The sequence below is a fragment of the Catenovulum adriaticum genome (genome assembly GCF_026725475.1).
GTDB classification, from domain to species: Bacteria; Pseudomonadota; Gammaproteobacteria; order Enterobacterales; family Alteromonadaceae; genus Catenovulum; species Catenovulum adriaticum.
The window spans coordinates 2,077,450-2,099,228 of sequence record NZ_CP109965.1 but is presented as its reverse complement, the minus strand read 5'-3'; the positions used below and the strand labels follow the sequence as shown (position 1 = coordinate 2,099,228).

The window sequence follows — 21,779 nt, the reverse complement described above, 5'->3', positions numbered from 1 at the left end:
CCTAATCTTGTTGTTGGCAATACTGAATTAATTGCTGCAAGGTATCGATTGCTGCCTCATTATCAAATATTTCGAGCTGATGAATAAGCGATTGGTATAAATCTTTTACTTCTAATGCTTGCGATAAACTTTGTATGGTTTGGGTGTCAGCTTGGGTGATAAATTCGTCTTGTTCTAATTTTTGTTTTAACGCGGTGAGATGCGGTAAAACTTCGTCAAAGTCTATAGATTCTTGTTGCTGATCCGGCGTTTTTTGGTTTGATTGAGCTAACATTTGTTGGTTAAGTTGATTAATTGTTTCATGCAGCACATTTGAGTATTGAGCCGACCAATATTCAATTGCATTATTGCTTTGTTGATTTGGGTTTTGAGTTAGCGCATTTTCAAAATGTTTGCAGGCCAAGTGTAGCTTTTGCAAACCTAAATTACCGGAAACGCCTTTTATTGAATGAATTAATTGTTGAGCATTGTGGTTTTGCTGAGATTCAATAAAGGTGTTAATTTTTTGGTCGCTATTTTGGTTATCCTCAACAAATCGTTTTAGCATTTTTTGTGTTAATTCATGATTGCCAGAAAACTGATTAAGTGTATAAGACAAGTTAGCGTAGGGCGCGGCGGTAAGCGCGCTGTCTTCAACTGTTTGATTTAACTCAGAGGCAGTTGCATTACTTGTGTTTGTGCTTTTGTTGCCACTTTGTGAGGTAAAATTTTGACCTAGCCAGTTTGAGATAGTCGATAATAGATCAGCTTCATTAATGGGTTTTGCAACATGATCATTCATCCCATTTTCAATACATTTTTCTTTATCTTCTGGCATTGCGTTGGCGGTCATAGCAATAATAGGCAGTCTTTTATATTGTTCAATTTTTCTAATTTCACGCGTGGCTTGATACCCATCCATCTCTGGCATTTGAATGTCCATCAAAATTAACGCAAAGTCTTGTTTGCTTAATTTTTCTAAAGCTTGTTTACCGTTGTCCGCTAAGGTGATTTTAAAGCCATGATAAGTGAGTAAGGCTTTAGCCACTTCTTGGTTTATTTCATTATCCTCTACCACTAAAATATCCAAACTAACTCCCTTTGTTGTTTGATTTGGCGTAGACGAAGCAATTTGAACGTCACTAGTTTGATCAGACTGTGATATCAGTCGGTACAAATCCCAAATATGCAGCGGCTTGTTAATATTCTCTGCGCGCTCCATTTTAGGCAAAGCTGATGGTTTTACTGAGTTATGTTGGATCACAAAATAGGCGTGCTCACAAGCAAGAGTATTGCGTAATTGTTCAAATAAACCGGGCTGTTCATTCATCTTGTCATAATCGACAATAACCAGTTTAAATTCAGATTGGTTGTTAAGGTTTGATAGGGCTACTTGAATGTTGTCACAGGTTAGTGTGGTGTAACCAAAAGTGGCCAAATTTTGTGATACTAATTGGCTGAGTTTAGGATTAGGTTCAATTAATAAAACAGGATACTCTGGGTAAATTAGCTGATCAAATTGGTAGATGGGTTGCAGAATATTATTTAGACTAAATGGCAGCTCAAAACTAAACGTAGCGCCTTGATTTACTTGGCTATTGACTGTTATTTCACCTTGCATTAATTGGCAGAGTTGGCGACAAATTGTTAAGCCTAATCCGGTGCCCCCGTATTTTCTAGAGGTTGAGTTATCTGCTTGGGTAAATGATTTAAATAGATTTATTTGTTGTTCTTGAGTTAAGCCAATTCCGGTATCAGTGACGGCGAATTCAATTCTGGCGTTTAAGTCGCTACAGGTTTTTAAGCGCACTAATAATTCAATTTCACCTTGTTCGGTAAATTTAATTGCGTTACTCACTAAATTTAACAAAATTTGATTAAGTCGGTTAGGGTCACCAACGAGTGAAAAGGGCACATTGGGCTCTACATTAACAATAAATTCAAGCCCTTTTTGATGAGCTTTATGCGCAAGTAAGTGGCTAACCCCGGTAATGATGTCTGCTAAATTAAATTGAATTCGCTCTATCTTGAGTTTGCCAGCTTCGATTTTAGAAAAATCTAAAATATCATTAATAATACTGAGCAAATTATCGGAGGCCAAATGAATGTTGTTGATACGATTACGTTGCTCTGCATCGAGCTGACTTTTGCTGATTAGGTTTGTTAAACCAATAATCGCATTTAGCGGTGTACGAATTTCATGGCTCATGTTCGCTAAAAATTCGCTTTTTATTTTATTGGCTTGTTCGGCTTTATCTTTAGCGTCGGTTAACGCTAGGTTGCTGAGTTCAAGTTGTTTGGTTCTTTGCTCTACTCTTTGCTCTAATTCATCATTGAGCACCGTTAGCTTGTGTTCGGTTTGTTTACGATGGGTGATATCGGTATTTGAACCTATCATCCGTAGTGGTTTATTGTCTTGATCGCTGGCAAATACCTTCGCCCTGCACAATATCCAAATGTATTCGCCTGATTTGTGTTTCATCCTAAACTCTTGCACAAAGCTCGAAGCTTTACCTTCTAATAACTCATTGGTAGATGCGAGCACTTTATCGGTATCAATTGGGTGAATAAGCGCCTGCAGGGTTTCTAAGCTCGAATCAAGTTCATTGGCTTGATAACCTAACATTTGGCGCCAACGCGCACTTATATAAACTTGATTATTGACAATATCCCAATCCCAAATCCCATCGTTGGTCGCTTCTTGTGCGTAGGCGAGTCGCTCTAAACTATGGGCTAAATTATGCTCGGTATTTTTAATTTCACTAATATCGTTAACACAGCCTAAAATAATTGAATGATTGTCTATTTTTAATTTTTCAAACCGAATATGTAAATGTTGCTCGGTTTTTTGATCGGGGCGTAGGTGACAGTTAAAAAATTCAGCTTGATGTTTAGAGCTTGGTTGGATGAGTTTTTCTAAAGCTTCGCTGATGAGCTCTGCATAAGGTTCAGGTAAAACCGTAAATAAGTCTGTATATTTGGGCGTTTCAGACAAAGAAAAAATATCGACGAGCGTATCTGAACAATAGAGTTTTAATGTATCGCAATGAAGCTCAAACGTGCCTATTTTGGCGATGTTAAGTGCTCGATTAAGTTGTTTTTTTTGGGTTTGAATACGTGCGTTTTTACGAACTAAACGTTTTTTTAATGAATCAAAAGCTTTAATTAGTGGGTGGAATTCACGAGGGAAATTTTTGAAGCTTGGTGTCGCAAGTTTATCATTACGGTTAAGGGCGAGTACATGATTAGTTAACTGCTGAATGGCATTTGAATAAAGCCATAACATTCGGCTTGGCAATAAAGCGATTGTACCTATGATTAATATACTGATGAAAATGACCAAACCAAACTGTTTTTCTGCATAGGTGGGTTTACTAACTGTGGTAGCACTAACCAATTGCCAGTTAGTTGTGGGTGTTAATTCGGCTAACTTAGGCGCAAATTTAAATTGATGATTAAAGTTAGGCTCACTGGTTTGAATTGAGTTAGGTGCCGCTATAATATTTTTTTGGTTGTTAGTTAAATAAAAACCAGTGTTTTGTATTAGCCACTCTGGTTTTAGTATGAGTGCTAGGTAACCTAAATTATTATCCGGATTGCGGCTAGTTGGTTGGGCTTGAATGGCGCTGTTAGGAGAAAAAACAGGAGATATGAGCACCAGTTGATTTGACTCAATAATTAGATGTGGTTTTGCCGCTAGGTTAATATTTGCCAGTTTATTTAAATATTGGTTTAGGTGATGATTTAGCGCTTGGTTGCTATTTTTTTGGTCAGACCAAAATTGATTTTGGTATTTAATGGCTGTTTGCACATAATTTTTATGGGTTTGAGTTTTAAAAACTTGGCTAAGAGCTTGAAATTGTGCACTTGCGTCTTCATTGTTAATAAAACGAATAGAGTGCGGTAAATTTGATATTTGGATAACTTGAGTTAAATTGTCTAATTGACGCTGTATTTTGCTGGTAAGCTGCTGGTTAACTTGGACTGCTGCTGATTCTAAATCGCTTTTTTTTGGCTCTTTTGGTTGAAGATACTGATAAAATGCAAAATACAGTATGGTAAAACTCATTAAGACACAGCAAAAAACTAATGTAAATAATCGTTTTGAAGATAGTTTGAGTATCATTGGATGAATTATTCCCTGCTGAGTCGAGTCATTATTTTTATACAATTTTGTTATTTTTTGCTATTTAAGCGGTCTATTTTAATGTCCCAAATTATCTTATATAGGGGCTTTAATTCAGCTTAGAGTTGTGAGTATATACATAAATTTATGTAAACTGTAGTTTGCTCAGTTTATTAAAACACATATGCAAACAAACTGGCTCATACTGCCTGCATATGGAATAAGGAAACATTAGGTGAATGTGAATAAAAACCTGTTAAATTTTTTGAAAAGCCAGCCAACGTCTTATTTTGCTGGCTTTAATCGAGGTATTGAAAAAGAAGCATTACGCATTCACGCATCTGGCAAATTAGCCACAAGCCAACACCCTAAAGGGCTTGGCTCTGCGTTAACGCACGACTATATTACAACGGATTATGCTGAAAGCTTAGTTGAGTTTATCACCCCAGTTGAGCAAAATGCGCAAACTAGCATTCAACAATTATTGGACTTACACAAATTTGCTTATCAAAACCAGGGCGAAGAACTACTTTGGCCCATGAGCATGCCTTGTTTTGTCGGTAGTGAAGATGATATTGAAATTGCTAAATATGGCACCTCTAATATTGGCAAAATGAAAACGCTATATCGCCAGGGTTTAAAAAACCGCTATGGTAGCTATATGCAAGCCATATCAGGTGTGCATTTTAACTTTTCGTTTCCTGATAGTTTTTGGCAGGCTTGGGCTAGTAGCCAAGGCAAGGTGGCTAATCAATCATCTATCGATGAGGGTTATTTAGCGATTTTACGTAATTTAAAACGAAACTTATGGTTGTTGGCCTATTTATTTGGCGCTTCACCAGCACTTTGTTCATCGTTTTTAAATGGTAAATCGACACCGTATCCAATGCAAAAAATAGGTAAAGGCACTTTGTATTTACCTTATGCTACTGCGTTACGTTTAAGCGATTTAGGTTATACCAACAAAGCGCAAGCCGCGCTTAATATTCGCTATAATCAATTAGATGATTATATTGCAGGTTTACGCCATGCTATTCGTATGCCTTCGGCTGATTTTGCGAGTATTTCAGCGAAACCGGGTGACTATCAGCAACTGAATCAAAATGTACTACAAATAGAAAACGAATATTACTCACCGGTTAGACCTAAGCGCGTTACTGAGTCTGGTGAAAAGCCGACAGATGCGCTGGAGCGTGCTGGCATTCAATATATTGAGTTAAGAGCGTTGGATATTGACCCTTTTAATCCAGCGGGTATGTCAGTAGAACAGGTTCGTTTTTTAGATTTATTAATTACTTGGTGTGCATTAACTGATTCGCCAGATATTGAACGCGAAGATGAATCTATTATCGCCGAGAATTTACAGCAAGTGATTTTGTATGGTCGCAAGCCAGATTTGTTGTTAGAAAAAAACAGCAAACCTATTGCGTTAACGCAATGGTCGACTCAAATATTGGCAGAATTGGACGACTTAGCCAAAATATTTGATGGTGATACTCAGGGCGTATATCACCAAGCGCTGATGGCACAGCAAGCTAAAATTGAAAATCCAGACCTAACGCCGTCAGGCAAAATTATGAGCCATTTACTCGAGCATAATTTAGACAATGGTTCTTTTGGTCTTCAACTTGCTAAACAGTATCGTAATGAAAGTTTTGAGCGAGATTTTCATCATTTTACACAAACTCAATTAGAGCAAGAAAGTAAAGATAGTGAACTGCGCCAGCAGTCGATTGAAAATGCAGATGAACTGGACTTTGATACTTTTTTAACGCAATATTTCGGCTCGTCGTTGTCTGATTAGTTGTTATTTAATATGAAAAAAGTCATTAGCCTTGCATTGTGTGCATTACTCTTGAGTAGCTGTGCAACGCCACCGCCTAAAAGGCCTGAAAATTTGTGTGAGATCTTTTTTGAGCACAGAGATTGGTACGATGATGCGCAAGATGCAGAAGAGCGCTGGGGCACACCTATTCATGTTTCTATGGCTATTATGTATCAGGAAAGTTCATTTAGGCATAATGCCGCTCCGCCAATGCAGTATTTTTTATGGGTTATTCCAATTGGCAGAGCCAGTTCTGCTTATGGTTACTCGCAAGCTAAAACGATGACTTGGTCAGACTATATGCGCGAAACTGATAATTACGGCGCAGACAGAGATGATTTTGATGATGCGATTGATTTTATGGGATGGTTTATTTATAAAACAAATAAAATCAATAAAGTATCTAAATGGGACGCTTATAACCAGTATTTAAATTACCATGAAGGCTGGGGTGGTTATCGTAAAAAAAGCTATAACCGAAAAGCGTGGTTAAAATCTGTATCGGCTAAAGTTCAACGAAGAGCTGAAGTATACGGAGCACAACTTAGAGGCTGTAAAGAAGAACTTAGCCATGGTTGGCTATGGCGGTTATTTTTTGGTTAGCCCTTACAATTTGCGCGATTGGTTTATGAATTACATATGAATTACAATAATGGTCGCGCTTTGTTTAGTTTAAACTTTTTTCCATTTTAGCTTTCCGCTTTAACTTTTCACTTTAACTTTCTAGTGTATCTTTATTGGTGACTAATGGTCATTAATTTGCTAGGTTTGGTATTCAACCCCATTTTTTGAGTATTTTTATATCGATTTAATCTTTTCTTATATTTTTAAGTTTTAGTTATTGATCAATATTGTTAACTAAGCCACTAAAATAATTTTTATTATTAGCCTTTCACTTATTAACTCCCAAATATCCATTAGTCATTTAAAATGTTGATTAGTTGTTTAAATACAGGGAGCTGCCCTATCTACAGAGTTAGCCTATACTTAAATAACTTAAATGCTGGATAACAAATTTAATACCTTAGCTAAGTTATTATCTAGGGTTTAAGTTAAATACCTTGATAGTAAGCGCTAATATAGCTTAGCGGTTAATGATTAAATTTTTGGCAACGCAGGTGGTGTAGAATGATGTTTCAGGCTCAACAAATGTGCGAAAAAAATTGGTCAATTAAAACATTAAACGGTCAGTTTTTATCTGTGATGAAAGGGCAGGTAGGTTTGATAGAAGATGCCGTGCTTAATAATATTAAATGGGCATTTAAACCGGCAAGTGATATTGGCCGATTTTATATTGAGCATGTTGATTCAGGCGAACGTTTAGTTGATGTGGTAAATGGTGGTTATGATAGCTGGAGCTTAGAACCCGGTTTTGACGGAAGCTTTGCATTTGTAAGCCAAGGTGGGCTGTTTCGCCATTTTGATTATCGATTTGATGAACATAATAAGCAATCTATTGTTGAAACTGATTTTGCCTATCCAAAAAAGCCGGTCCTTGATCCGGTACTTAATAAAGAAGTGTCTTATTGTGATCTTTGCAAAAAGCGTTTAGCTGAATATTACCATTGGGTAATTGAGTAGGCTTTTGATAGTCAGCTAAGCTGAATTAGTGTGGCGAACGTCGTATTGCTCACTGCGTGCGGTTAAAGACTCATATCGGGTTTGCTGTTGGGTGTCTAATTTGTTTTGATTGATAACTTCTATTGCTTTCCAATAAAGCGCTTGTTGGGGCTCGTCTAAATGCTGACGTTGCTTTTGTTCTACCAGTACTTGTAATAAATTTAACGCAATTCGCGCATTTTTTGGCATTAATTTTAATGCATCTTTAAAGGCTTGCATGGCTGCATCAATTTGTTTTTGGTTATATAACTGCACCGCAATATTGTTAAGTTGACGTGGTGAAAATGGAATGTCGCGTTTTTCTTGCGTTTCTTGAGTTAAAAATTTAGCCATGATTTTTCCATTTATATCATCAGCATCAAATACCTGAGGTACTTCTTCTAATAATTCAACGGCCTCGTTTTGATATCCTAATTCATGAAATGCTTTAGCTCTATCTATGTAATCTTCAAAACTTATTGCCCCGTATTTGTCCAATTCAAGGGAGTTTATTAGTTGTTTGGCTTTGTCTTGTTCGTCTCTAATGTAATGCAATCTGGCTTGCACTATGGCTATTTTATTTTTCGATTCCGCGGTATGTAAGAATTCTCGTTTAACGGTGGCAAGGTATTTATCAGTTTGTTTAGCAATGTTAACTGATTCTTGCTCAGTTAGCGTTAGTGCATAATCAATTCCGGCGCGGGCAACCGTTAAATATAAGTCTTCTGTATCGTGCACCGAATGTTTGGCAAATCTTAACATAGTTTTGGCCGCTTCGAATTGGCCACTATGATCGTGTAATAACCTGGCTAAATTAACAACCGATTGGTGACGTTTGATATTGCGCGGTGATATTGCTTTGGCATTTCTAAATTGTTGATAAGCTAAATCGTATTCATCATGGTTAATGTAATACTGTGCTAATAAATCTAAAGCGGCTAGGCGTGTTTCAGGTTTTTTTACTAGTTTATCTAAAATGGCTTTTCCGGCTTCTTCTTTATTTAATCCTAAGTAAGCTTTGGCGAGGCCTATCATTGCCCAAGTAAATTTTTGCACCGTGATGATGTCATAAAAGTAGCGAGCCGCGGTGGCGAAGTCTTTTTGTGCTAATAAAATATCGCCTTTTAGGCGCATTACCAGCGGATATAAATGGGTTTGTTTTGGATTATTTAAAGTGTCATCAATATGCGCTAACGCACCTTTAAAATCTTGGTTATCTAGTGCTTGATAAATATGATTGAGTTTTTGTTTGCGCTTAAGTACACGTAATAAACGTTCACTTAATTCTTTTGATGTAAATGGCTTAGCTAAAAAGTCGTCAGGCTGGAGTTCAATGACACTATTAACCAGCGCAGCATCAGTTTCTGCACTGGTAAAAATAAAGGTGGTGTTGAGCTTAATGGCTCCTTTATCTTTTAGTTCTTCAAATAAATGATAACCATCTCGGTCGCGGCTTAAATTAAATGAACAAATGATTAAGTCAAACAAGATATCGTCAGTTAACCTGAGTGCGTGCTTAGCGCTTTCAGCAATTTGAATGCTGTCAAAACCAATTTTTTCTAATGATTTTTTCAGAAAAGTTTGCGCCAAAGCTTGATCATCAATAATTAAAACTCGGGCATGTTTGATTAAATCTTGATTCATATTACAGGCTTAAGGTTTGGTTAACTGATTCAGGCAGAGGTTTGTTTGTTATTAGTACGATCAAGCTACCTTTAATCATTCTTTGTATTGATTATTAATTTAAATAGCGTTAATTACAAGTTTCTCAAGTTTTACTTTTAAATTAATTTGATATCCGTATAATCCAAATTGAAAACTTGTCGGAGTGCCTGTAAGGCTGAGATCGCGTAAGTGGGATCCGTCGAACCTGATCTGGTTAACGCCAGCGTAGGGAACAAGAGTAAACATCTTTTTATACTCTTCATAACTAAGCTTTTTAGGGTTTTCAATTAATCTGGTTTAGGCTTAGCGCTTTATTTATCGGTTAAGATTGAAAATTCAAATGGCAAACTTGGTTTAATTAATGTTAAAGCAAGGGCTAAGTACGTTATTAATATTTGCGCACTTGATTGTTATGTTGATATATCAAAATTATATCTTGTCTCAGATTTGCATTCCGTCTTTATTCTAAATCGTGGTTTAACCACAAACACAGAGATAAAGGCATTAATATGGCTACTAGCAACAGTAACAGAAGAGAAACCCGAGCTGCCGCTCAAGAATTTATTAATAATTTAACTGGCCAACCTTTCCCAAATTCACATAAAGTTTATGTTGAAGGTTCAGACCCGAGTATTAAAGTTGGGATGCGTGAAATTACCCTCGCTGATACTTATGTGGGCGGTACTAAAGAAAATCCTGAATTTGAGCCTAATGAGTCTATTCGAGTTTATGATACTTCAGGCCCTTATACTGACCCTTCTATAAATATTGATGTGCATAAAGGTTTACCTCGTATTCGTGAAAGTTGGATAGCCGATCGTGACGATACTGAAGCACTTGATTCAGTTACCTCTCGTTTTAGTCAAAAACGATTAGCGGATGATGGTTTAGATCATATCCGTTTTGAACATCTTCCTAAAATTCGCCGCGCAAAATCGGGTAAAAATGTAACTCAAATGCATTATGCTCGCCAAGGCATTATCACGCCAGAAATGGAATATATTGCGATTCGCGAAAACGCAAAATTAGCCGAAATTAAAGACAAAGCCTTAACGCCTCAACATCCGGGTAACCCTTGGGGTGCTAATACTCCAAAAGAAATTACGCCTGAATTTGTGCGTAAAGAAGTGGCTGAAGGTCGCGCAATTATCCCAAACAATATTAACCATCCTGAATCTGAGCCTATGATTATTGGCCGTAACTTTTTGGTTAAAGTGAATGCGAATATTGGTAATTCAGCGGTGACTTCATCAATCGAAGAAGAAGTTGAAAAGCTGGTTTGGTCAACCCGTTGGGGCGGTGATACTGTGATGGATTTATCAACAGGTCGTTATATTCATGAAACGCGTGAGTGGATTATTCGTAACTCGCCAGTGCCAATTGGGACAGTACCAATTTATCAAGCGCTTGAGAAAGTAAATGGCGTTGCCGAAGATTTAACTTGGGAAATTTTCCGCGATACGTTAATTGAACAAGCAGAGCAAGGCGTGGATTATTTTACGATTCATGCGGGTGTATTATTGCGTTACGTGCCTATGACAGCTAAGCGTTTAACCGGTATTGTTTCGCGTGGTGGCTCTATTATGGCGAAATGGTGTTTAGCGCATCATAAAGAAAGCTTTTTATATACCCACTTTGAAGATATTTGTGAAATTATGAAAGCCTATGACGTTGCGTTTTCATTAGGGGATGGTTTACGCCCGGGTTCAATTGCCGATGCCAATGATGAAGCCCAATTTAGTGAGTTACGTACTTTAGGCGAATTAACTAAATTAGCTTGGAAACATGATGTGCAAGTGATGATTGAAGGTCCTGGGCATGTGCCTATGCATATGATTCAAGAGAATATGACCGAGCAATTAAAGCATTGTGAAGAAGCGCCTTTTTACACTTTAGGTCCGTTAACAACTGATATTGCACCTGGTTATGACCATATTACTTCTGGGATTGGCGCGGCTCAAATTGGTTGGTATGGCTGTGCAATGCTTTGTTATGTAACTCCAAAAGAGCATTTAGGTTTACCAAACAAAGAAGATGTAAAAGAAGGCTTAATTACTTATAAAATTGCGGCTCACGCTGCTGATTTGGCGAAAGGTCATCCGGGCGCTCAAATTCGCGATAATGCCTTATCAAAAGCTCGATTTGAGTTTAGATGGCATGATCAATTTAATTTAGGGTTAGACCCTCAACGTGCACGTGAATACCATGATGAAACTTTGCCGCAAGAATCCGGTAAAGTAGCGCATTTTTGTTCAATGTGTGGTCCTAAATTCTGCTCTATGAAAATTACTCAAGAAGTACGTGATTACGCGGCTGATTTAGAAGCGAAAAACATAAAAATCGGTGAGTTAGACTCGCAAGTTAATCCAGATGCGGGGATGGCTGAAAAATCAGCTGAGTTTAGAGAAAAAGGCTCAGAGATTTACCACCAAGCTAAGTAATTGAGTTTTGGGATTGGCTTTGCGTTTGCTAATGCAAAGCCAATGACAGTTTTGTGTGGAAAAGAGTGGTAATCTGCAATGAAAATCGCGGTTGTTGGTGCTGGGTTAGTTGGCCGTTTAGTTGCTTGGCAATTAAGCCAGACCCACGAGATCACGCTTTACGATAAAGACTTTACAACTGCTAAGTACAGCGCTGGTTATATAGCGGCGGCCATGTTAGCTCCGGTAGCTGAATCAGTTATCGCGAGCCGTTTGGTGGTTGGTTTAGGCCAATTGTCAGTTAATTTATGGCCGAATATTTTAGCTGAATTAAAACAAAATGTGTTTTATCAGAAAGCGGGCAGCTTGATTTTAGCGCATGCTCAAGATAAAGGTGATTTAGCCAGCTTTTGCCAGCGACTCAAAATAAACGATGGGTTAAAAACGGTGACACGTTGTCAGATTGCTGAGCTAGAGCCTCAAATAGGGGAACGTTTTCATCAAGGAATTTGGCTGGAAAATGAGGCGCAAATTGATAATCGAGCTTTATATCGTGCGCTTGAGCAAACAATATTAACAAGCCAAGTTAAAATTATTACCACCGAATGTGCCACTATTAGCGATAATCAAGTGAGTGCGAACGGCCAAAAACAAGATTTTGATTGGGTGTTCGATTGCCGAGGACTGGGTGCTCAGCTTGATATTAGTCGGTTAAGAGGGGTGCGCGGCGAGGTTGCGCGAGTGTATGCACCAGAAGTGCAATTAAATCGTCCGATTCGTTTATTACATCCAAGATACCCCATTTATATTGTGCCTAAGCCAAATCATGAATATGTAATTGGTGCAACGGAAATTGAATCATCTAGCGATAAGCCGATGACGGTGCGTTCAGCGCTTGAATTATTATCCGCCGCTTATAGTGTTCATTCAGGTTTTGCGGAAGCGCAAATCACGTCGCTTGATGCGGGTTTACGGCCTAGCATGCCTGATAACGAACCCATGATTCAGCATGATGGACGCGTTATTCGCATAAATGGTTTATACCGTCATGGTTATTTATTAGCGCCAGCGGTTATTGCTCATGCACTTGAATTGTTTAATCAGCTTACTGAGCAATCCACAGATTATTTTTATCAATCAGAACAGCTTGATTCTGGGCATTTTGATCAAGTGTTTGGCTAAAAAATGCAGAGTTTTAATTTATGAATATTATTATTAATGGGCAACCTATTGAATTACCGCAAACTCAATCATTGATTCAGGTAGTTGAAAATTTTGGGGCGGTAAAACCATTTGCATTAGCAGTGAATGGTCAATTTATTCCCAAAAGCCAGCATCTTGTTTATGAGCTTAACGAAGGCGATGCGATTGATATTTTATCTCCGGTACAAGGCGGCTAAAAGGTTAATACATGAAAAACAACACAGGTACTTGGTCAATTTACGGCACAGAATTAGAGAGTCGCTTGCTTATTGGTAGCGCTTTGTATCCGTCACCTGCGACTATGCAAGACTCTATTGAAGCCTCTAAAGCTGAGATTGTGACGGTTTCGCTTCGCAGGCAGTCGCCTGAACAAGCGGGCGGGCAAGCTTTTTGGCAACAAATTCAAGCGTTGGGTAAACATATTTTACCTAATACGGCAGGGTGTCACTCAGTGCAAGAAGCTGTTACTTTGGCACAAATGTCTAGAGAAATATTTGATACCAATTGGATTAAGTTGGAGTTGGTTGGAGATGAATATAATTTACAGCCTGATCCCATTGATTTATTAAAAGCGACTGAAATTTTGTTAAATGACGGCTTTCAGGTGCTGCCTTACTGCACTGACGATCTGGTAATTTGTCGCCATTTAGTTGAACTGGGTTGTCAGGTTTTAATGCCTTGGGGTGCACCTATTGGCACGGGTAAAGGTTTATTAAATCCGTATGCGTTATCTGCTATTCGTAATCGTTTTCCTGAGATTAGTTTAGTTGTTGATGCTGGGATTGGCTTGCCATCACATGCGACACAAGCACTTGAATTGGGTTATGATGCGGTTTTATTAAATTCTGCCATCGCTCAAGCGCAAGATCCAGTCATGATGGCGAGCGCATTTAAATGTGCAATTGAAGCCGGAAGACAAGGTTATTTAGCTGGACGAATGCCAGAAAAAGATACTGCAAACCCAAGTACACCTACGTTAGGCATGCCGTTTTGGCACCAAACGGGATAATACACATCTGGGTAATATATAATATAAGGGTGTAGGTATATTTTGCTAGGTTTGGTTACCTTACCTTATTTTTGCAAGTCGTTTATCCGTAGCGTTGGGGCAATTGCTCTGGTTGGTTTAAGTTGAGATGTTAATGTTAGAAGAAAATAAGCGCACTATCGTTTGGAGCATTGCGGGCTCAGATTGTTCAGGCGGTGCAGGTATTCAAGCCGATTTAAAAACCATGCATAATTTAGGCTGTGAAGTTTGTACTGTTATTAGCGCAAATACAGCACAAAATAGCTTAGGCGTTACTGAAATTAATGCCGTTAATGAAGATGTTTTATGGTCGCAATTAAAAGCTTTGCATCAGGACAAACCCGCTAACGTGATTAAAATTGGTTTGTTGGCTAATAAGCGACAGGTTGATTTAATTGCTGATTGGATTTTACGGTGTCAGCGTGATTGGGCGCAGCCGCCTATTGTGGTATACGATCCGGTCGCTATTGCTAGTGCTGGTGGTGATCTAGTTGAAGAAGATATACTACCTACTATTAAACAAAAATTGTTTCCGTTAGTTGATGTATTAACCCCAAATGCAGACGAAGCCCAGCGATTATCTGGCGTTTATATCATTAGCTGGGACAGTATGTTGGATGCCAGTGCAGCCTTGCAAAAAATGGGCATAGGCGCAGTTATTATTAAAGGCGGACATATTGATATTGATAGTCGCTATTGTGTCGATTTAGCGGATAATGGACAGAATCAATATTGGCTCGCTTCTGAAAAAATTGATACCGAACACAGCCACGGTAGCGGTTGCACTTATGCCTCGGCTGTGGCCGCCTGCTTAGCACAAGGTTATTTGCTACGCGATGCGATTACAGTTGCTAAGGCTTATATTAACCAAGGGTTAACTGCATCATCAAAATATGACGGTATTTATGGCCCTATTTGGCAAGGTAATTGGCCTTTAAATTTTGCTTTTTATCCGCACGTTATGCAGCCAAATTCACATTTTGCCAAGCAGTTAGATTGGGAAATTGAAGGCACCAGCGAAACCAGCTGGGCCTCTGAATTTGCAAGCTGCGATACAGCTAGCCTAGGTTTATATCCAGTAGTTGATAGCGTAGAGTGGATTGAGTTTTTATTAAAGCAAGGGGTGAAAACGTTACAGCTAAGAATTAAAAATTTAAATTTAGCTGATGTTGAACCAGATATTATTAAGGCAATTGCTTTGGGCAAGCAATATAATGCTCGGTTATTTATTAATGATTATTGGCAGTTAGCCGTTAAGCATAAAGCTTATGGTGTGCATTTAGGCCAGGAAGATGTACAAAGTGCCGATTTAAATTTAATTAAACACTCTGGCTTGCGTTTAGGGATTAGTACACATGGTGAATACGAACTGATAGCAGCAATGCAATTAAAGCCTAGCTATATCGCTGTGGGCGCTATTTACCCAACCAAAACAAAAGATATGACAGGTCAAATTCAAGGGTTAACTCGATTAAAACGGTATTTAACATTGCAAACTGACATGAAAAATCAACAGCAACCTACATGTCCTATGGTAGCCATTGGTGGTATTAATTTAGAGCGAGCTAAGCAAGTTTGGCAAACGGGTGTTGGCTGTATTGCGGTAGTGACGGCTATTACTCAAGCGAAAGATCCAATACAAGCCGTTGCTGATTTGCAGGCAATAACAGATACAAATCAAGCATTACAGGATTAACTATGCCGTTATCGGTGCAGGAAGAATTAAGATATAGCCGCCATTTATTATTAGATAAAATAGGCAAGGCAGGGCAGTTACGGTTAAAGCAAGCGCGGGTCGTTATTGTGGGAGCTGGTGGTTTAGGTTGTCCTGCAGCTTTATATTTAGCGGCTAGTGGGGTGGGCACGTTAACTTTAATTGATCCAGACACAATTGAAATTTCAAATTTACAACGTCAAATTTTGTACAAAACGAATCATGTCAAACGCGGCAAAACCGAAATAGCCGCTAACCAATTACAAGCCTTAAATCCTGAAATTAAAATACTGGCAATTGGAAAACCAGTTGAACAATGTGATTTTGAGGGCTTGTTGGATTCAGCCGATATGGTTTTAGACTGCACAGATAATGCCTCAAGCCGCTATTTTATTAATCAAGCCTGTCAACAAAACAAAATACCTTTAATATCTGGCGCAGCCATTCGTGGCGAAGGGCAGTTAATGGTATTTGATTTTGAAAATAATAGCTCGCCCTGTTACCAATGTGTTTACCCTGATTTAGCTGAAGAAACTTTAAATTGTAGTAATGCGGGTGTGTTAGCGCCTGTATTAGGGTTGATGGGCAGTATGCAAGCGCTTGAAGCAATAAAATTGATAACGCAAGGCGCATCAAATCAAACTAATAAGTTATTATGTTTTGATGCTTGGCAAATGAGTTTTCATCAATTTGGTTTAACGGCTGATGATAATTGTCGTATTTGCGGGAGCAAAATAGGTTAATTAGCGCTTTTTAGCGTGAAAGTTGAACGAATTGAAGATAAAATAAGCAAACGGTACAAAGGAGTGAATTAATTGCTTTACACAGCTCAAAGCCTCTGTATAATCTGGCCTCAATTCGCTAGGGGTGTAGTTCCAATTGGTAGAACAGCGGTCTCCAAAACCGATGGTTGGGGGTTCGAGTCCCTCCACCCCTGCCATTTCTCGAGAAATCTGAAATGACGCAATTATTAAACCGCTATCAGCAGGCTGTTTTAGCCGAGTTGAACATACCAATATTTCTTCATCATCAATCAAATTCTGATTTATTTGAGACTTGTGATGACTCAGCTGTGAAAACAGCGAATGAATCTGATGCACAGATTTCATCAAAACAAATTTCACCTGAAAATACATCAACAAACAAATCCGCAGCTGAAATCAGTATATCTGTTAATAATGCATCGGCAGCAGAGTTAGAACAAAAGCACTCTGAACGTCATTTTAGTCAAACAAATGATGAGATCTCAGGCCAAGCTAATTCACCTCAACCAACAATACCAGCAAAACCGCAGCCAAATTCAGTTAATGAGCCTGTGTTACAGCAACCGCAAATTGAACAAAATCATCCAGCCGCTAGTCAGCCTATATCGCAACCTCAGAAAAACGATAATATTGACGTTATTGCTGATAAGCTGACCCATGCTTCGTTGCAGGGGCAATCAGCTGAGCAAAATACAGAGCAGCTAGAGCGTGATAAAGCAATTGCGGATAAAACGAAAGCCATTAATCAGTTAGCTTCAATTTTACCAACCACTTCTACTGCATCTGAGGTGACTGAGAATAATTCTAAAAAATCCGAACAATTTGCGTTGCGCTTGTCAGCCATTGACGCAAGTGATTTGAGTATATTGCAGGTGTGGTCACATAATAATGATTGGACATTTGAGCAAGACAGTCAACATAAAGTGATTGCTTATCATCCTAAATTGTCACAACACATGGATTTTGATTTAAGCCAGCCAACCAATAAAAAAAGTTGTTGGCAACTTATTTTAAGCTGTCTTAATTAGCTAGCTTTTTTGGTTAGTGATTAAAATTGCTTGTTGCATAAAATAATTTTAAGGTCATATGCACGAACATGAAAACCCTAATTGTTCCTTTCTCTGAGCGCTATCTTGCGCAAACTTTAATAATTGAAAAACAAGCGCAACCAAACCCATGGAATGAAAAAATTATTCGTTCGTGTTTTGGGCGCCGGTATATGAATTTTGCGTTAACGTTAGCTAATTCAGATCAGTTACTTGGCTATGTTTTTAGTGATCATGTGGCGGGCGAAGTCAGCATTATGAATATTTGTATATCACCTCAATATCAGCGTAAAGGATTTGCTAAGCAACTGCTTAACCATCTTGTTTCGCATAGCCAAGCAATTAATGCCGAAACACTTTGGTTAGAAGTGCGAGAATCTAACATAGCGGCTCGCGCCTTATATAATGAATTAGATTTTAATGAAATTGCGGTTCGTAAAAACTATTATCCTGTTATTTCGGCTAATCAAAAAAAACCAATTAATAACAAAGAAAACGCCATTGTAATGAGTCGCGACTTGGCTTTTTAAAAGCAAAATTTTCGATTTTTCTTTCAACATAATACTAAGCGTGATAATAGTGCAACATAATCATTATTAGCTGTTATTGTTTTTATTTAAATAGGGTCATTGTTCATGGCGATTCATTTCAATCATTTACAACCAATAGATAGGCTCAAGTATTTTATCGAGCGTCAGCTTGTAAAAGGGGCTGGCTATCAATTATTTGTAATTGTGGCTTGTATTGCTATGGTTTCAATCGCAGGTGGTTTGTTAATCGCACCAATTAATTTTGATGGGCATGCTATTGGCGAAGATGTTTGGTGGGCTTTTTTACGCTTAACTGACCCTGGTTATTTAGGTGATGATCAGGGTGCATGGCGAAGAGTAGTTTCAACCTTATTAACGATTTGTGGTTACGTGTTATTTATGGGTACTTTGGTTGCCATTATGACCCGTTGGTTAATCGCGTTTATGGAAAAGTTGGAACAAGGTTTAACCCCAGTTTCAGTGAAACAACACCTGGTTGTATTAGGCGATACCAGCCGAACAGTGCCAATTATTCATGAATTGTTAGGCAATGAAGATAACAGAAATTATTTTAAAAAATTAAATAAAGATAAAGATTTATCGATCATTTTATTAGCTGAAACCGTTAATGCGATTATTCATCAGCAACTGTTAGCTGAACTAAATATGCCACTGAAATTAAGTAAACGTTTAGTACTTAGATCGGGCAAGTCGATTCAGTTAGATGCTTTGCACCGAGCCGCCTGCACTCAAGCAACCGCCATTATATTACCAAGCCAATTTCAGCGTTCTGACTCACCAGTGACCTCAGATGTGGAAACGATAAAATCTTTATTGTCTCTTAACGTGTTGGCTGAAAGCAGTGGTTTACACCCTAGAGTGGTGGTTGAACTTGATGATGCCCGCCATGCTAAACTGGCTAGAAAATCTTATCAGGGCGGTTTGAGCACAGTTGCAACTGATGAAACCATTAGCCGTTTGATTGCTCAGTGCGCCGTTGTTCCAAGTTTGCTCAAAGTGTATAGCCACTTAATTACCTCATCAAAAGGCGCGCAGTTTTATTTTAAATCGGCTGAGCCTTTTGTTGGCATGGCGATTAATCATATTAAACAGTTACACTCAGCCGCAACCTTAATTGGCTTTATCGATCCTCAAACCGAACATTTTGCGTTATCTGTGGGTGACACAGCCCAGCATAAATTAAAGCAGGCTGATGTATTGGTGTTTGTGGCACAAAATTTTCAGCAGATAGAAAAAATTTTACCGAGTAATAAATTAGATAAAGTTCAGTCAGCTGTGCAAAAAACAACCAGTAAAGTTAGCGTAAAAAAATCTCATAAGCGATTATTATTACTGGGCTGGAACCGACGTGTACCTGCAATTATTGCTGAGTTAGATAGTTATGTGAAAGAGCGTTTTGAAGTGACTATAGTGTCTAGCTTAGCAACTGAAATCCGAGAAGCTGAAATTGCTAAACTAGGACCTTTTAGTGAGCGCACAACAATAGAACATAAGGCGGCTGACTATATGGTTGAAGCAGACGTTAAGCAGCTCAACCCAGATAATTACGATATTGTATTACTTTTGTATAGCGACAGGTTAGATTCAACCGAAGAGGCCGATGCAAGAGTTTTGGTAGGCTCTATGGTGCTAAATGAAGTATTAGCTAATACACAGCAACAGCCGCATGTTTTGATTGAATTAAGTGATCCTTCTAATGAAAGCTTTTTGGATCAATCTGGATGGGATACCTTTATTACGCCTTTAATCATGAGCCATATTTTATCGCAGACTGCGTTAATGCCACAAAGCCAAGTTTTGTTTGATAGCTTAATGAAAGCAGGCGGCATTCAAATACGGCTTCGTCAACTTGAGCATTACTCAGATAAAGAAATGCTGAAAGTTGATCAGCTTAAGCTGCTGGCTGAACGGCAAGGCGAATTACTCATTGGTATGGTTAAGCAAGACCTCAGTGGCGATCAGGTTATTTTAAATTTAGAAAATGGTACCCGAGTTTCACAGTTAGCCAATGATCAAATTATTGTGATTGGCAATGAAGCCGGAATTGCCTAACGCCTTTTATCGTTAATAAAAGCTCCGCCGAGTCGCTTAGCCAACTAAGATAGAAGATACGTCAACACGTTGGCTTATTATATCCATAGTTGTATCTACCAAAGACGCTACCTGAAAAACTAACATTCATTCAATGGCGACTAGTAAGCTCGATATCTGCTAGGATATACCGAGCTTATAAAATGTAGCAGTATTATTTTTTGGCGTGGTAAGCCTTGGATACAGCGTAGCTGTCTTCAAACCAGTTCCAGCTTTTTACTTTGTCATTTTCAACATGCACGCGAACTGCCCAGCTGAATTTTCCGGTATCTACACCAGATTTATTGGCAATGGCACTCATACTGCCCATAAATACCGCTTGATCGCCGTTTGCAAAGCTATAGTCTGTAGACCAGCTTGTTACTTTCAAACCAGCACCAAAGCGAGGAAGAAAAGTTTTTAGTACGGTTTCTTTTGACTCCCAGTTACCGATCCACGGAATGTTGGAATCTCCTTCGTTATGCCAAACAAAATCGTCTGCCATTAATGCTTGAAGTTTATCCATGTCACCAGAGCCTGCTGCCCATAGGAATGCTTGAGCCGTCTCTAATGTTTTAGCTGAGTCAACCGCTTTTGTGTTATCCGCTAGGGCTGGAGTGAGTTGGAAAAGAGCGAGTAGGGTAGCAAGGGCGATTAGTCGATTTTTTTTAAACATTTTGTTCTCCTAAATGTAAGTTTTAAGTTCAATGTGTTGGTATGAACACTATACCTGTGCTAAATTTTTGGTAAATTCACTAATTAGACACGTTAGGTATGCGAAAATGCACAGTATAAGATGGGGCGACCTGCAATATGTTCTGGCGGTAGCGAATGAAGGCTCATTATCTGCGGCAGCCAGATCATTGGGCGTGAATCACAGTACCGTATTGCGTCGTCTTGATGCGTTTGAGTATCGCCATAAACTACGCGTTTTTCATAAACTTTCTACCGGATACAAATTAACTATCGAAGGACAAAAATTACTAGAGTCTGCATTAGCAGTAGAATCTACTGTGAAAGCACTGGAGCATAAAATTTTTGGCCAAGAGATGAAGTTGGAAGGAACGCTAAGGTTAACAACAACAGATGCTTTATCGCGTTTAATCTTGGGGACTCATTTGGCTGCTTTTCATCAACTTTATCCGAAAATTCAATTGGAACTGAGTTTGACATCTCGTCGTTTAGATATCTCACATTTAGATGCAGATGTTGCGATTCGCGCTGCAAGTGAGTTGCCTGACACTTTGGCGGGAACCAAATTGTGCAAAATGGCTTTTGGTGTGTACGGTGCACCTGAGTATATCAATGGTCTGCAAGGCCAACATCCACTTGAATCTGCTACTTGGCTGATGATGCATCAAGGCAATGCTTCATTACAGGTGTCAAAGCTGATTTCAGAGGAAAAAATAGTACTGAAAGCCGATTCTTTTGAACCTTTGATCATGGCGGCTGAAAATAAGATGGGACTGGCTTATTTACCTTGTTTCATCGGAGACGGTTCGACAATGCTGCAAAAAGTGGATATGGAAGTAAAACACCAAAGTACCGATCTTTGGGTAATGACTCACAAAGATCTTGAACATTCAGCCAGAGTAACAGCGTTTGTTGATTTTATAGAAGAAGCAATAAAGTTAGATCATAATCGATTAGCTGGTTTTGATCATTAGCGTTTTGCGTCGCCTCGTATTATGTTGCTTCAGAAAATTTTAATTAGTGGGTGTTCATTCGCTTTTTAATGACACTGAAAATCGCGCTAAAGATATACTCTGCTTTTGGCGATGGTAATTGAG

16 protein-coding genes, 1 tRNA gene and 1 riboswitch are annotated in these 21,779 nt (G+C 38.7%); of the genes, 14 read left to right on the top strand and 3 right to left on the bottom strand.

The annotated features are described in order from the left end of the window. Position 1 precedes the first annotated feature (1 nt). Positions 2 to 4,048 carry a PAS domain-containing hybrid sensor histidine kinase/response regulator gene (locus tag OLW01_RS09145; protein WP_268073565.1) on the bottom strand — a complete coding sequence of 1,349 codons (4,047 nt, stop codon included), beginning with the start codon at positions 4,046 to 4,048 and terminating at the stop codon, positions 2 to 4. Positions 4,049 to 4,340: 292 nt separating this feature from the next. Here OLW01_RS09145 and gshA point away from each other — a divergent pair, with 292 nt between their 5' ends. From gshA to OLW01_RS09130, 3 genes are all read left to right on the top strand, one after another. Then, positions 4,341 to 5,909, top strand: a complete 1,569-nt coding sequence (gene gshA, locus OLW01_RS09140) for a glutamate--cysteine ligase (protein WP_268073563.1) — start codon at positions 4,341 to 4,343, stop codon at positions 5,907 to 5,909. A gap of 12 nt (positions 5,910 to 5,921) precedes the next feature. Next, positions 5,922 to 6,533 (top strand): transglycosylase SLT domain-containing protein, encoded by a 612-nt coding sequence (locus OLW01_RS09135; protein WP_268073562.1) that lies wholly within the window; start codon positions 5,922 to 5,924, stop codon positions 6,531 to 6,533. A 525-nt stretch (positions 6,534 to 7,058) separates the two neighbouring features. After that, a complete protein-coding gene (locus tag OLW01_RS09130) occupies positions 7,059 to 7,511 on the top strand; it encodes a hypothetical protein (protein ID WP_268073561.1) in 453 nt (150 codons plus the stop codon). A 15-nt stretch (positions 7,512 to 7,526) separates the two neighbouring features. On the opposite strand, the gene OLW01_RS09125 is transcribed toward OLW01_RS09130, so the two are convergent. After that, positions 7,527 to 9,173, bottom strand: coding sequence for a tetratricopeptide repeat-containing response regulator (locus OLW01_RS09125; protein WP_268073560.1), 1,647 nt, complete (start codon positions 9,171 to 9,173; stop codon positions 7,527 to 7,529). A gap of 170 nt (positions 9,174 to 9,343) precedes the next feature. After that, positions 9,344 to 9,443: riboswitch (TPP riboswitch) on the top strand. Positions 9,444 to 9,703: 260 nt separating this feature from the next. Here OLW01_RS09125 and thiC point away from each other — a divergent pair. The 10 genes from thiC (at position 9,704) to OLW01_RS09075 (ending at position 19,971) form a co-directional block, all read left to right on the top strand. Continuing rightward, complete coding sequence (gene thiC, locus OLW01_RS09120; protein WP_268073559.1) at positions 9,704 to 11,635, top strand: phosphomethylpyrimidine synthase ThiC; 1,932 nt, start codon at positions 9,704 to 9,706, stop codon at positions 11,633 to 11,635. A gap of 78 nt (positions 11,636 to 11,713) precedes the next feature. Then, on the top strand, positions 11,714 to 12,796 hold the full coding sequence (gene thiO / locus OLW01_RS09115) for a glycine oxidase ThiO (RefSeq protein ID WP_268073558.1): 1,083 nt from the start codon (positions 11,714 to 11,716) through the stop codon (positions 12,794 to 12,796). 20 nt (positions 12,797 to 12,816) lie between these two features. Beyond that, entirely contained in the window at positions 12,817 to 13,014 is a 198-nt protein-coding gene (thiS, locus tag OLW01_RS09110; protein ID WP_268073557.1) for a sulfur carrier protein ThiS, read from the top strand. A gap of 11 nt (positions 13,015 to 13,025) precedes the next feature. Beyond that, positions 13,026 to 13,826, top strand: coding sequence for a thiazole synthase (locus OLW01_RS09105; protein ID WP_268073556.1), 801 nt, complete (start codon positions 13,026 to 13,028; stop codon positions 13,824 to 13,826). Positions 13,827 to 13,959: 133 nt separating this feature from the next. Further along, the gene (thiE, locus tag OLW01_RS09100) at positions 13,960 to 15,540 is read left to right on the top strand and encodes a thiamine phosphate synthase (protein WP_268073554.1); all 1,581 of its coding nucleotides are present in this window, start codon (positions 13,960 to 13,962) and stop codon (positions 15,538 to 15,540) included. A gap of 2 nt (positions 15,541 to 15,542) precedes the next feature. Then, positions 15,543 to 16,301 (top strand): HesA/MoeB/ThiF family protein, encoded by a 759-nt coding sequence (locus OLW01_RS09095; protein ID WP_268073552.1) that lies wholly within the window; start codon positions 15,543 to 15,545, stop codon positions 16,299 to 16,301. A 120-nt stretch (positions 16,302 to 16,421) separates the two neighbouring features. Further along, positions 16,422 to 16,498: transfer RNA gene (locus OLW01_RS09090), tRNA-Trp, on the top strand. Positions 16,499 to 16,516: 18 nt separating this feature from the next. Then, positions 16,517 to 17,350, top strand: coding sequence for a hypothetical protein (locus tag OLW01_RS09085; RefSeq protein WP_268073551.1), 834 nt, complete (start codon positions 16,517 to 16,519; stop codon positions 17,348 to 17,350). 68 nt (positions 17,351 to 17,418) lie between these two features. Beyond that, complete coding sequence (rimI, locus tag OLW01_RS09080) at positions 17,419 to 17,898, top strand: ribosomal protein S18-alanine N-acetyltransferase (RefSeq protein ID WP_268073550.1); 480 nt, start codon at positions 17,419 to 17,421, stop codon at positions 17,896 to 17,898. 105 nt (positions 17,899 to 18,003) lie between these two features. After that, positions 18,004 to 19,971: a CASTOR/POLLUX-related putative ion channel gene (locus tag OLW01_RS09075; RefSeq protein ID WP_268073549.1), complete on the top strand. Its 1,968-nt coding sequence runs from the start codon at positions 18,004 to 18,006 to the stop codon at positions 19,969 to 19,971. Between the two features lie 193 nt (positions 19,972 to 20,164). Here OLW01_RS09075 and OLW01_RS09070 read toward each other — a convergent pair whose 3' ends face one another. Then, a complete protein-coding gene (locus OLW01_RS09070; protein WP_268073547.1) occupies positions 20,165 to 20,665 on the bottom strand; it encodes a nuclear transport factor 2 family protein in 501 nt (166 codons plus the stop codon). 106 nt (positions 20,666 to 20,771) lie between these two features. On the opposite strand from OLW01_RS09070, the gene OLW01_RS09065 reads away from it, so the two are divergent. Continuing rightward, a complete protein-coding gene (locus tag OLW01_RS09065; protein WP_268073545.1) occupies positions 20,772 to 21,656 on the top strand; it encodes a LysR family transcriptional regulator in 885 nt (294 codons plus the stop codon). Positions 21,657 to 21,779: the final 123 nt, after the last annotated feature.

Coding starts and splice junctions, on each gene's coding strand:
- OLW01_RS09145 (WP_268073565.1), bottom strand. CDS start 4,048: ATGAGTTTTACCATACTGTATTTTGCATTTTATCAGTATCTTCAACCA.
- OLW01_RS09135 (WP_268073562.1), top strand. CDS start 5,922: ATGAAAAAAGTCATTAGCCTTGCATTGTGTGCATTACTCTTGAGTAGC.
- OLW01_RS09130 (WP_268073561.1), top strand. CDS start 7,059: ATGATGTTTCAGGCTCAACAAATGTGCGAAAAAAATTGGTCAATTAAA.
- OLW01_RS09125 (WP_268073560.1), bottom strand. CDS start 9,173: ATGAATCAAGATTTAATCAAACATGCCCGAGTTTTAATTATTGATGAT.
- thiC (WP_268073559.1), top strand. CDS start 9,704: ATGGCTACTAGCAACAGTAACAGAAGAGAAACCCGAGCTGCCGCTCAA.
- thiO (WP_268073558.1), top strand. CDS start 11,714: ATGAAAATCGCGGTTGTTGGTGCTGGGTTAGTTGGCCGTTTAGTTGCT.
- thiS (WP_268073557.1), top strand. CDS start 12,817: ATGAATATTATTATTAATGGGCAACCTATTGAATTACCGCAAACTCAA.
- OLW01_RS09105 (WP_268073556.1), top strand. CDS start 13,026: ATGAAAAACAACACAGGTACTTGGTCAATTTACGGCACAGAATTAGAG.
- thiE (WP_268073554.1), top strand. CDS start 13,960: ATGTTAGAAGAAAATAAGCGCACTATCGTTTGGAGCATTGCGGGCTCA.
- OLW01_RS09095 (WP_268073552.1), top strand. CDS start 15,543: ATGCCGTTATCGGTGCAGGAAGAATTAAGATATAGCCGCCATTTATTA.
- OLW01_RS09085 (WP_268073551.1), top strand. CDS start 16,517: ATGACGCAATTATTAAACCGCTATCAGCAGGCTGTTTTAGCCGAGTTG.
- rimI (WP_268073550.1), top strand. CDS start 17,419: ATGAAAACCCTAATTGTTCCTTTCTCTGAGCGCTATCTTGCGCAAACT.
- OLW01_RS09075 (WP_268073549.1), top strand. CDS start 18,004: ATGGCGATTCATTTCAATCATTTACAACCAATAGATAGGCTCAAGTAT.
- OLW01_RS09070 (WP_268073547.1), bottom strand. CDS start 20,665: ATGTTTAAAAAAAATCGACTAATCGCCCTTGCTACCCTACTCGCTCTT.
- OLW01_RS09065 (WP_268073545.1), top strand. CDS start 20,772: ATGCACAGTATAAGATGGGGCGACCTGCAATATGTTCTGGCGGTAGCG.